Origin of the sequence: Streptomyces sp. NPDC003036 (assembly GCF_040611175.1) — a bacterium.
Lineage (GTDB): Bacteria > Actinomycetota > Actinomycetes > Streptomycetales > Streptomycetaceae > Streptomyces.
The window spans coordinates 17,501-29,573 of sequence record NZ_JBEXNO010000038.1 but is presented as its reverse complement, the minus strand read 5'-3'; the positions used below and the strand labels follow the sequence as shown (position 1 = coordinate 29,573).

Below are 12,073 nucleotides of genomic sequence, written 5' to 3'. Positions count from 1 at the left end.
GGGCCTCGGTCCTCGGCCTCGCCCGCTCCTCGGTCCTCGCTCCCGGCCTGGACCCACATACCACCCCATACCGGGCGGCCCCGCACGCCCATCGCGTCCGCAGGGGTGGCGGGCGCACGCAGAAGGGCCCCGTACCGCCGTGGCTCACGGCGGTACGGGGCCCTTCGGTCCGGCGTGTGCTTACACCGTCTTCTTCGGCGTCGCCTCGGCCTCCAGGGCCGCCAGCGCCGGGTCGAGGACGATGTCCTCGCCGCGCGCCTCGGTCGTCGGCTCCTCCGGGAAGTGGCACGCCGTCAGGTGCCCCTCACGGTTGCCCTCGACCCGGACGAGCGGCGGCTCCTCGCTCGCGCAGATGTCCTGCGCCTTCCAGCACCGCGTACGGAAGCGGCAGCCGGACGGCGGCATGATCGGCGACGGCACGTCGCCGTAGAGGCGGATGCGCTCCCGGCGCTCGGTGTCGAGGTCCGCCTCCGGCACGGCCGACAGCAGCGCGTGCGTGTACGGGTGGCGCGGGCGGTTGTAGAGCGAGTCGCGGTCCGCGACCTCCACCACCTTGCCCAGGTACATCACGGCCACGCGCTCGGAGAAGTGCCGTACGACGGCGAGGTCGTGCGCGATGAACACGAACGCGATGCCCATGTCCCGCTGGAGGCCCTGGAGCAGGTTGACGACCTGCGCCTGGATGGACACGTCCAGCGCGGAGACCGGCTCGTCCGCGACGATCAGCTTCGGCTCCAGGGCGAGCGCCCGGGCCACGCCGATGCGCTGGCGCTGACCGCCCGAGAACTCGTGCGGGAAGCGGTTGTAGTGCTCCGGGTTGAGCCCGACGATCTCCAGCAGCTCCCGCACCCGCTTCTCACGGCCGCCGGGCGGGTTGATGCCGTTGATCTCCATCGGACCGGAGATGATCGTGCCGACGGTCTGCCGCGGGTTCAGCGACGCGTACGGGTCCTGGAAGATCATCTGGATCTCGGACCGGATCGGCGCCAGCTGCCTGCGCTTGGCGTGCGTGATGTCCTGGCCGCGGTACGTGATGGTGCCGCCGGTCGGCTCCAGCAGACGCGTCAGAAGCCTGCCGGTGGTCGACTTGCCGCAGCCCGACTCGCCCACCAGGCCCAGGCTCTCGCCGGGGTAGACGGCCAGGTCCACGCCGTCGACGGCCTGGACCGCGCCCACCTTCCGCTTGATGGGGAAGCCCCCCATGATCGGGAAGTGCTTGGTCAGTCCTTTGGTCTCCAGCAGCGGCTCGGCCGATGACCGGTCGCGCTGCTGCGGGACCGCCTCGCCGGCGGCCTTGGTGGTGTTGTTCTCGCTCATGGTCTTAGCCCCAGTCGCCGGTCGTCAGCCCAGCCGGGGCTGAATCGTCTCGATGAAAACCTGCTGCTTCCGCTCGGCCGCGATGTGGCACGCCGAGCCCCGTCCCTCGGGCAGCAGCGGGCGTTCGGTCACGCAGCGGTCCCCGTCGACCAGGTCCCGGAACTCGCACCGTGGGTGGAACGGGCAGCCGGTCGGCGGGTTCAGCAGGCTCGGCGGAGAGCCGGGGATCGGGCGCAGCGGCTCGCTGACGTCCCCCGACAGGCGGGGCATGGAGCTGAGCAGACCCCAGGTGTACGGGTGCTGGGGCGCCTTGAGCACCTCGCGCACGGAACCGCGCTCCACGGCCCGGCCGGCGTACATCACCAGCAGGTCGTCGGCCATGTTGGCGACGACGCCGAGGTCGTGCGTGATCAGGATGATCGCGGAGCCGAACTCCTGCTGGAGGTCCTTGAGCAGGTCGAGGATCTGCGCCTGCACGGTCACGTCGAGGGCCGTGGTGGGCTCGTCGGCGATGAGCAGCGCGGGGTTGCAGACCAGCGACATGGCGATCATGGCGCGCTGGCGCATACCGCCGGAGAACTGGTGCGGGTAGTCGTCGACGCGCGTCTCGGGCGACGGGATGCCGACCTTGCCGAGCATCTCGATGGCCCGGTCGCGGGCTTCCTTCTTGCTGGCGCCGGTGTGCTTGCGGAACGGCTCCGAGATCTGGCGGCCGATCGTGTAGTACGGCGACAGGGCGGTCAGCGCGTCCTGGAAGATCATCGCCATCTTGTTGCCGCGCAGCGTCTCCAGCCGCTTGGTCGAGGCGTCGGTGATCTCCTCGCCGTCCAGCTCGATGGAGCCGGTGATGGTGGTGGAGCGCGGGTTGTGCAGGCCCAGGATGGACAGGTTGGTCACCGACTTGCCGGAGCCCGACTCGCCCACGATGCCCAGGGTCTTGCCGCGCATGAGGTCGAAGGAGAGCCCGTCCACGGCCTTGACGATGCCGTCCTCGGTGGAGAACTGGACACGCAGGTCGCGCACCGACAGGAACGCGTCCGACTCGGTCGGGGCCGGGGCGTCCTCGGTCTTGGTGAGTGTGGTCACGGTCGTTCTCCTAGGACAGACGCACGCGCGGGTCGATGATGGCGTACAGCGCGTCCACGATGATGTTGAACATGAGGATGAGGGCGGCGCTGAAGACCATGACGCCCATGGTCAGTGGCAGGTCCTTGTTGGTGACCGAGTGGAGGGCCAGTCGGCCGATACCCGCCAGGTCGAAGGTGAGCTCCGTGACCATCGCCCCACCGAACAGCGAACCCAGGTCCATGCCGAGGATGGTGACGATCGGGATCAGCGAACCGCGCCACGCGTAGCGGAAGAAGACGTAGCGGCTCGACATGCCCTTGGCACGGGCGGCGCGGACGTGCTCCTCCTGCAGCTGCTCGATCATCGTGGAGCGGGCCATACGCGTGTAGTTGGCGGTGAAGATCACCGACATCACCAGCCATGGGATCAGCAGGCCCATGAACCATCCGCCGGGGCTCTCGCTGAACGGCACGTACTTCGGCTTGTTGAGCCAGCCGGTGCTGTAGACGAAGATGCCGAGGACGACCGGGCCGAGGAAGTAGATCTGCAGCGAGGACAGGACCAGCGAGCCGCCGCTGAAGACCTTGTCGGTCGCGGTGCCCTTGCGCCAGGCGGCGATCATGCCGGCGGCGAGGCCGACGAACAGGAAGACCACGAGGCCGCCGAGCGACAGCGAGACCGTCAGCGGGAGACGGTCGATGATCGTGTCCCAGACCATCTGCTGGTTGTCGAAGGAGACACCGAAGCACGGGGCCGCGCAGTGGCCGACCGAGAAGTCGCGTCCGGCGAAGATGCCGACCATGTACTCCCAGAACTGGACGGGCACCGGCTTGTCCAGGCCCAGGTTCTTGTGGATGACTGCCAGCGCGTCGGGCGTGCAGTTCTTGCCGCATGCCAGCAGGGCGGGGTCCTGCGGGATGGCGAAGAACATGAAGAACGTGAAGGCGCTGATCAAGAAGAGGATCAGGACTGCGCCGAGCGTCCGGCGCAGAAGGAATCGAAGCATGGCTGGTCGCTGCTCTCAGGACGGCGGCTGTGAGGGGTCGTGCGGGGGCCGGCCTTCCGGGGGTGCGCACTCCGCCGGGCGCACACCCCCGAAAGCCGGCCTGCCTGAGCTGTCGTTACTTCTTCAGGTACAGGCGCGTGATGTCGATGACGCTCATCTCGTGCGAGTAGCGCGCACCGCCCACGTTGGAGCCCTGAATCTGCAGCGACTTGGTGAAGTACAGCGGAGCCGCGGGGTTGATGCGCTCCACGATGTCGTGGTGCAGCGCGGTCCACGCCTTCTGGGCCTCGGCCGGGTCCGTGATCTTCTTGATCCGGGCGATCTCGGCGTTCACCTTCGGGTCGTTGATGTGGGAGTACACCGACGAACCGTCCTGCAGCTGCGTACCGTCGAACAGCGGCGGGATGACCGTGGACATGGACGGCCAGTCCTGGCCCCAGCCGGTCATGTAGAGGTCGAGACCGTTGTCGACCTTGCCGACCTGCTCGTACCAGGTGGCGCCGTCGATCTCCTTCTTCTGGACGTCGAGACCGATCTTGGTGAGCGCGTTCTCGATGACCACGGCTTGCTGCTGGCGCTTCGGCGTGTTCGCGTAGGCGTAGACGACCTTCTTGCCCTCGGCGCCCGCCTCCTTGATCAGCTTCTTGGCCTTCTCGATGTCACCGAGCGGCTTCTTCAGCTTGCCGAAGGGGTCGTAGTCCTTCTCGAAGCCCGGCACGGTGGGGGCGACCAGACCGGTGGCGATCTCGCCGCCGTACGCGCCGCCGTCAGGCTGGAAGATGTTCGCGTTCGGCATCGCCAGGGCGATGGCGTCGCGGACCTTCTTGTCCTTCATCCGGTCGAGGTTGAAGTTCAGCTGCCAGACGTAGGGCTGGTAGCCCTGGATGGTGCGCTTCTTCGCCTCGGGGTCGGAGATGACGTTGCGGACCTGGGTCGTGGCGACCGTGCCGGTCAGCTGGATGGCGTTCTGTGCCTCGCCGCGGTCGGCCAGGATCGCCTTGGTCTGGGACTCGTCGTCCATGTTGAACGTGATGTTGAAGCCGTCGACGTACTGGTGGCGCACCGAGTCGGTCTTCGGGTCCCAGTGCGTGTTCTTGACGAGCTTCATCGACTTGCCCGGCTTGAACTCGGCGATCTTGTAGGGGCCGAGGGAGCTGGGGGCGGTGTCGTACTTCTCCTTGGTGTCGGCCTTCTGCGGCACGATGGAGTAGCCGACCATGGCCAGCGCCTGCGGGAGGTCCGCCTGCGGCTCCTTGAACTTGAAGACGACCGTCTTCGGGTCCGGCGTCGCGAGCACCGTGTCCGGCAGGTGCTTGCCCTTGTACGGACCGTCGGGCAGGGCCTTGCGGTACGTGGTGCCCTCACCGGACAGCCAGTTCTGCAGGTAGACCGGGCCGTCGGTGATGAACGGCGCGTACAGGCGCTCGATGGTGTGACGGACGTCGGCCGAGGTGATCTCGGTGCCGTTCTGGTCCTTCACACCGCTCTTGAGGGTGTAGGTCCAGGTCTTGCCGCCGTCGGTGGTCTTGCCGGCGTCGGTGGCGATGTCGCCGACGACGGTGAGCTTGCCGTTGTCGTCCTCCTGGTACTGCGTCAGACCCCGGTGGAGGAGGCGGCCGAGGGCACGGCCGTCGCTCACGTAGGTCTGCGCCGGGTCCAGGTGCGAGAAGTCGTCCGTCTGGTAGATGTTGATCGTGCCGCCGGGCTTGGCGCCCGGGACCTCCGCCGCCGGGCCGGTCGACGCCTTGGCGTCACCGAAGGAGACGGCCGCGGCCTGCTTGGCCGCGTCCTCCTTGCTGTGTCCCTTGGACTCGGAACCGCTTTTGCCGCCGTTGTTGCTGCTGCAACCCGTCAGCGCCAGCGAGCCGGCCGCCAGGGCGACCACGACAGCACGTGTCGCGCGCGTGCCAAAGATGCTCATGGTGATGAGTACCTATCTGTCAGTAGTGATCCAACTGTGCTGTCCGGGTACACCGCGCGCAGGCGGCGTGGTGACAGCTATCCCGCTGGTATGACGTCAGCGACCGGACTTCGGGTCGAACGCGTCGCGTACCGAGTCACCGAGCAGGTTGAAGGCCACGACGAAGATGACCATGGCGACCCCGGGGAAGAACATGTAGGCGGGGTCCTGCTCGTAGATGCTCGCGCCGATGGAGAACATCCGGCCCCAGTCCGGAGTGGGCTCGACGAAGCCGACGCCCACATAGGACAGGAAGGCCACCGAAAGGATCGTGGAGGGCAGCATCAGCGTCGCCTGCACGAGAATCGGGGTGACCAGGTTGGGCAGCAGCTCCTTGCGGATGATCCGCCAGGGAGAGGCTCCCGCGATCTTCGCGGCCTCGACGAACTCCCGCTCGCGCAAGGAGAGTGTCGACGCCCTGATCAGTCGGGACAGGCCCATCCAGCCAAGGAACGACAGGACCACGATGATCGCGCCGGCACGCAGCGCCGTGGGGGTCTCCTCGTCGGGATGGACGAACGCCGCCACGACGACGGGCATCGCCGCGATGAAGAACAGCTGGCTGGGGAGCGCGAGCAGGAAGTCGGTGACCCTGCCGACCCAGAAGTCGACCTTCCCGCCGTAGTACCCGCCTACCAGGCCGATCACCACGCCGACGACGACCATGAGGATCGTCGCGGCCAGAGCCGTGTAGATGGACGTACGCATGCCGTAGAGCAGCTGCGTGAACACATCACGGCCCAGGATGGGCTCGATGCCGAACCAGAACTCGCCGGACATGCCGCCGAACGACCCGGTCGGGATGGAGAACTCGTCGAGGAGCCCGATGGTCTCCTGCCCGTAGAGGGTGTACGGGTTCTTGCCGTACACCTTCGCGATGAGCGGGGCGAGGAGTGCGATGACGAAGAAGAAGATGACGATCACAGCGGAGACGACTCCGGTGCGGTCACGCTTGAATCGACGCCACATCAACTGCCCGGGAGAGAGCCCGGCGGGGTCCTTGGTCGACGACGCCTCGTCCTTCGACGGGGCAACCACTTCCAAGACGGCGGACGCTTCAGCGCCCTCGGTCTGCGCTGGACTTGTCACGGTCGTTCCGCCCCCGTGGGGATCACTACCGCAGACACGACCCGATCGGTGCTTATGGCACCACGCATGGGGTCCTCCTCATGAGTTCACTTGTTACCGCAAGAGGGATACGCGGCATCCCACCGACACCCCTGACGGCGAGATCCCCAAGTACCCCAGTGTGCTCGTGAGTCGGCGCACTCCCCACAGTGCGTGACCCATTGACCCGAGCTCAATGGAGCCAACTATTAAGTACAGCCGGGCCGTAAACCACACTTAAAGGGTCTCGTTTTGACAACATCGCCAAGACCCCGAAGCCCGAAATCCGGACAAACTGAGTACAGACAGACACCCGCGAAACGGACCGTTAACCCACGTTCCGGAGAGCGACGGTCGATATACGAACACTTCGGCAGGGAAAAGGCATTGACGCGGCCCCTCCGGAGCCCTAGGACTCGTCCGGAGCGCCCCTGTCCGCCCCTGCACCACCGTGAAGAACGCCGAACGGCCGCCGGGGTCGGAACCCCAGCGGCCGTTCGGCACGAGGACTTAGTACGGCTCAGCCGTACTACCGCACGGTCAGCCGTGCTTGGCGCGCGACGCGGCGCGGGCGCGCTCGCGCTGGTCCAGGTTGACCTTGCGGATGCGGACGGCCTCCGGCGTCACCTCGACGCACTCGTCGTCGCGGCAGAACTCCAGCGACTGCTCCAGCGAGAGCTTGCGCGGCGGGACGATCGCCTCGAAGGAGTCGGCCGAGGACGACCGCATGTTGGTGAGCTTCTTCTCCTTGGTGATGTTGACGTCCATGTCGTCGGAGCGGGCGTTCTCACCGACGATCATGCCCTCGTACACCTCGGTGCCCGGCTCCACGAAGAGCACGCCGCGCTCCTGGAGGTTGGTCATCGCGAAGGCGGTGACCGCGCCGGAGCGGTCGGCGACGAGCGAGCCGTTGTTACGGGTCTGCAGCGTGCCGAACCACGGCTCGTGGCCCTCGTGGATGGAGTGGGCGATGCCCGTGCCGCGCGTCTGCGTCAGGAACTCGGTACGGAAGCCGATGAGGCCGCGGGACGGCACGACGAACTCCATGCGGACCCAACCGGAGCCGTGGTTGGACATGTTGTCCATCCGGCCCTTGCGGACGCCCATGAGCTGCGTGACCGCGCCCATGTGCTCCTCGGGCACGTCGATGGTCATGCGCTCGACGGGCTCGTGGACCTTGCCGTCGATCTCCTTGGTGACCACCTGCGGCTTGCCGATGGTCAGCTCGAAGCCCTCGCGGCGCATCTGCTCGACCAGAATGGCCAGCGCCAGCTCACCGCGGCCCTGCACCTCCCAGGCGTCGGGGCGCTCGGTGTCCAGCACGCGCAGCGAGACGTTACCGATCAGCTCGCGGTCCAGGCGGTCCTTCACCTGGCGGGCGGTGACCTTGCGGTCCTTGACGGCGGCCTTGTTGTCCGCGCCCTTGCCGGTGGCGCCACGGCCGACCAGCGGCGAGGTGTTCGTACCGATGACCATCGAGATCGCCGGCTCGTCGACCGTGATCAGCGGCAGCGCGATCGGGTTCTCCGGGTCGGCCAGCGTCTCGCCGATCATGATGTCCGGGATGCCGGCGACGGCGCAGATGTCACCGGGGCCCGCCACCTCGGCCGGCTTGCGGGTGAGCGCCTCGGTCATCATCAGCTCGGTGATGCGGACGTTGGAGATCGAGCCGTCACGCTTGATCCACGCGACCGTCTGACCCTTGCGCAGCTCGCCCTGCTCGACGCGGAGCAGCGCGATGCGGCCGAGGAAGTTGTCGGCGTCGAGGTTGGTGACGTGGGCCTGGAGGGGGGCCTCCTCGTCGTACACCGGGGCCGGGATGTGCTCCAGGATGGTGGAGAAGAACGGCTCCAGGTTGGTGGAGTCGGCCGGGACGGTGCCGTCCTCCGGCTTGGTCAGCGAGGCGATGCCGTCGCGGCCGCAGGCGTAGACGATCGGGAACTCGATCTGCTCCTCGTCCGCGTCCAGGTCCAGGAACAGGTCGTACGTCTCGTTGACGACCTCGTCGATCCGGGAGTCCGGGCGGTCCGTCTTGTTGATGCAGAGGATCACCGGCATCCGGCGCTGGAGCGCCTTGCGGAGCACGAAGCGGGTCTGCGGCAGCGGGCCCTCGGAGGCGTCCACGAGCAGCACCACGCCGTCGACCATCGACAGACCGCGCTCGACCTCACCACCGAAGTCGGCGTGGCCGGGGGTGTCGATGATGTTGATCGTGATGGGCGCCCCGCCGTCCTTGGGGTGGTACTTCACCGCCGTGTTCTTGGCGAGGATCGTGATGCCCTTCTCACGCTCCAGGTCATTCGAGTCCATCATGCGGTCGTCGACCGAGTCGAGCTGGTGCGCGGCGAAGGCACCGGCCTGCTTGAGCATGGCGTCGACGATGGTCGTCTTGCCGTGGTCGACGTGGGCGACGATGGCGACGTTACGGATGTCGTGGCGCGTGGGCATAAGTGGCTGGCGCTTCTCTCAAAATCGTGGGTGCGGCGTCTCTTGGTCCTCGTACGCCCGCCGGGCGGTCGCGCCACGGCTGTGTTCCATGGTACGGGGCACGCGCGGAAGCGGCTTCCCGGCCCATTCGGGAAGCACGGACATGCGGCGGGTGGTACGGCTCTGCGGCACTGGGGGGTGCTGGTGAGGAGGGGCCTGCGGGGCCGGACGTGAGCTTGCCCACCGGTGGGTCCGGTGGGCAAACGACTTGAGCGGATTCTGAGCTTGACCTGTTGCGCGGCTTCCGTCGCGCCGCTTCCTTACACGGCTTCCGTCACTTCCGCCGGAAGCCGATGTCCTCGTAGCGGGGCGTCGCGAAGCCGAAGGCCCCGGCGTTGACCACGTTCGGCCGGGCCGCGACCAGCTGGGGCCGCTGGTAGAGCGGGATGGACCCGGCCGCGGCCCAGATCCGGGCGTCGGCCTGCTTCACCAGCTCCCGCGCCGCCTTCTCGTCGAGCTCGGCGGCCGCCTGGTCGAAGAGCTGGTCGATGTGGTCCGTACCGACACGCGTGTAGTTCTGCTCCACGAGCAGGGACCCGTCCGTGGCGGGCTGCGGCTTGGCGAAGATCGGCCGGCCGTCGGTCGCGGGGTAGGCGGTGGCGGGCCAGGAGTAGAGGGCGAGGTCGTAGTCGCCGGCGGCGATGTGGTCCTTGAAGTAGCTCTCGTCGGAGACCTTGACGACCTGGGTGCGGATCCCGATCCGGTCCAGCATCCTGGTGATCTTCCCGCCGACGGTCCGCAGCGCCTCCGAGCCGGGCCCGGACGGCAGGACGAACCGCAGGGTCAGCTCCTTGCCGTTTCTGCCGAGCGGCCCGCCCGCCGCCTCGGCGGAGGGTGAGGCGGGCCGGGGTGCGGCGGTGCCCCGCGGGGCGTACGCGCCGGGGACGCCGCCCTTCGCCTTGTCGGCCTGGTCGGAGGTGTCCACCTTGCCGGGGTTCTCGGCGTCGTCGGTCCCGCCGACGGAGGCCGCCTGCCGCAGCAGCGCGCCCCGGACCGCCTCGACGGGGGCGGGGGCCAGAATGCGGGTGCCGTCGTCGTCGCCGGGGGACTTGTCGTCGCCCACGATGTAGAGGCCGTCGTTCGAGGGCCGGTCCGGGGCGCCCTGCGGGTGCGCGGCCGTGCGGGCCGCCGGCACGGACGCCGCCCTCGGCGTGCCCGGGGATGCCTCGGCGCCCGCCTTCGTCCCGTCCTTCGGCCCGGCGGGCTTGCGGGCCGCGCCGCCGGGGGTCCAGCCCGCGTCCGCCAGGAGGGCCTGGGCCTCCTCGGTGTCCTGCTCGCCCAGCGCGCCGCTGCTGTCCGCGTACGCCCACTGGCCCGCCAGCGCCAGGTGGCTGCCGACCGGGTGCGCGGGCAGTCCCAGCGGCTTCAGCACGGCCTCGGCGAGCACGCGCCGGTCCAGCGCCCGGGCCACGGCCCGGCGCACCCGCTCGTCCGCGAGGGGCCCGGACTCGCCGTTCAGCGCGAGCTGCGTGTAGGCGGGCTCCAGCGACTTGCGGACGGTGAAGCCGCGCAGCGCCTCGCGCTCGGCCGCCCGCGCCGCGGCCGCCTGCCGCTCCTTCGCGCGCACCGCCTGGACGCGCGCGGCCGTGACCTCGTCGGAGCCGTACGCCAGGGCCCAGGACTTCAGCGCGGCGGACGGCGCGAGGGGTGCGGACGCGGGGCCTGCGGCGGCCTGCGGTCCCGCGGCGCCCTCGGCACCCGCGGCGCCCTCCTTGCGCTCCTGTGCCGCCTGCGCGATCCGGTCGGCCGTCGCGCGGTCGATCTCGGCCAGGTCCACCGTCCCGGCGGCGAGCGCGGCGGCGCGCCCGGTGCGCGGGACGGCGCGCAGCACGAGCGTGTCGAGCTTGGCGGGCCGCCCCCACCAGCGGGGGTTGCGTACGAGGGTGACCGTGCCGGCGTCGGTGTCGACGGCCTTCAGCCGGAAGGGGCCGGCGGAGGTGGCGAGCCGCGTCCGGGCGCCGTCGTTGAAGGTGTCCGGCTTGCCGGTGACGTCCTTGGGGTAGAGCGGCGTGAACAGGGCGCGCCAGTCGGCGTACGGCTTGTTGAAGGTGACCCGCACCTCCAGGTCGCTCGCGCCGCGCTCGATCTTCTCGATGCGTTCGTACCCGGCGTTGCGGGCGGTCCAGTACGCGGAGTCCTTGCCGCTGAGCGCGCGCCACTGGGCGGCGAAGTCCGGGGCTCCGATCTCGCGCCCGTCGCTCCACACCGCCTGCTGGTGGAGCTTGTAGAGGACGACCTGCTTGGGCTCGGTCTCGATGATCTCGGCCGATTCGAGGTAGTCGGGGTTGCGCTGCGGGCGACCGCGGTCGTCGAGGGTGAAGAGGGCGGGCAGGACGGCCCCGGCGATGCGGGCGGTGGTGGCGTCGGCGTCCGCCTGGAAGGCGTTGAGCGTGGCCGGCACGGCGTCGACGGCCCAGCGCAGCGTCCCGCCGTCGGCGACCCGGTCGCGCGCGGCGGGCGCGATGTCCTGGGGGACGGGCCGCGCGGTGCTCTCCTCGTCGCCGGAGCCGCATCCGGTCAGGGTGAGGACGGAGGCGGCGATGACGCCCCCGGTGAGGAGGGCGACGGACCGGAGAGGAGCGCCGAGGTGGGACATGTCTTATACCTCTTCGTCCTGTTTTGTGGAATTTAGAGATGATCAGACCTATTGCCCCTACACTGAAAACCACCGGCCGGGCCCGCGGCGGCGACACGGCGGTGCGGTCCGCGAAATGCCACCCGTGCGGCCCAACGGTGCCTCCAGAAGAGTGGAATCCATGCACGCGGCTTCCCAACGGGTGATGTGACGCGCAACACTCGCAGGCGCGTGTTTGCCACCCCTTTGCCACCCCCGCGATCGCGAAGTGAGGGTATTCCATGGCACTTCAGGACGATTTGACCGAGGTCAAGCGGAACCTCGAAGAGCTCGCCCGTTCGATCATCCGGCTGGAGCAGAACCTCACGCAGCAGCGCGAGGGGACGTCCCCGCCCGCGGCCGTCGGCAGGCCGGAGGGCCTGGTGACCATCCCGGACGATCCGTACGACTCGTCTCTCTGGACCGACACGGACGACGAGGGTCTGGGCGCCCGGGGCCGGCGCGCCCCCTGACGGGACCGGGGGTCGGCACGCTCGCCCACACCCACCCACAG

8 protein-coding genes are annotated in these 12,073 nt (G+C 68.9%); 1 reads left to right on the top strand and 7 read right to left on the bottom strand.

Annotation, left to right across the window (positions count from 1 at the left end):
- Positions 1-180: 180 nt before the first annotated feature.
- The 7 genes from ABZX67_RS25320 to ABZX67_RS25290 all read right to left on the bottom strand — a co-directional run bounded on the left by ABZX67_RS25320 (position 181) and on the right by ABZX67_RS25290 (position 11,541).
- A complete protein-coding gene (locus ABZX67_RS25320; protein WP_355364063.1) occupies positions 181-1,317 on the bottom strand; it encodes a dipeptide ABC transporter ATP-binding protein in 1,137 nt (378 codons plus the stop codon).
- Between the two features lie 24 nt (positions 1,318-1,341).
- Complete coding sequence (locus tag ABZX67_RS25315; protein WP_355364060.1) at positions 1,342-2,403, bottom strand: ABC transporter ATP-binding protein; 1,062 nt, start codon at positions 2,401-2,403, stop codon at positions 1,342-1,344.
- A 10-nt stretch (positions 2,404-2,413) separates the two neighbouring features.
- Positions 2,414-3,391, bottom strand: coding sequence for an ABC transporter permease (locus ABZX67_RS25310; RefSeq protein WP_355364057.1), 978 nt, complete (start codon positions 3,389-3,391; stop codon positions 2,414-2,416).
- 115 nt (positions 3,392-3,506) lie between these two features.
- On the bottom strand, positions 3,507-5,312 hold the full coding sequence (locus tag ABZX67_RS25305) for an ABC transporter substrate-binding protein (RefSeq protein ID WP_355364054.1): 1,806 nt from the start codon (positions 5,310-5,312) through the stop codon (positions 3,507-3,509).
- Between the two features lie 96 nt (positions 5,313-5,408).
- Positions 5,409-6,440: an ABC transporter permease gene (locus ABZX67_RS25300; RefSeq protein WP_355364051.1), complete on the bottom strand. Its 1,032-nt coding sequence runs from the start codon at positions 6,438-6,440 to the stop codon at positions 5,409-5,411.
- Between the two features lie 558 nt (positions 6,441-6,998).
- Entirely contained in the window at positions 6,999-8,906 is a 1,908-nt protein-coding gene (typA, locus tag ABZX67_RS25295; RefSeq protein WP_355364049.1) for a translational GTPase TypA, read from the bottom strand.
- A gap of 313 nt (positions 8,907-9,219) precedes the next feature.
- Positions 9,220-11,541: an ABC transporter substrate-binding protein gene (locus ABZX67_RS25290; protein ID WP_355364046.1), complete on the bottom strand. Its 2,322-nt coding sequence runs from the start codon at positions 11,539-11,541 to the stop codon at positions 9,220-9,222.
- 260 nt (positions 11,542-11,801) lie between these two features.
- Between ABZX67_RS25290 and ABZX67_RS25285 the strand changes: the two genes are divergently transcribed.
- Positions 11,802-12,032 carry a hypothetical protein gene (locus tag ABZX67_RS25285; protein WP_355364043.1) on the top strand — a complete coding sequence of 77 codons (231 nt, stop codon included), beginning with the start codon at positions 11,802-11,804 and terminating at the stop codon, positions 12,030-12,032.
- Positions 12,033-12,073 lie beyond the last annotated feature (41 nt).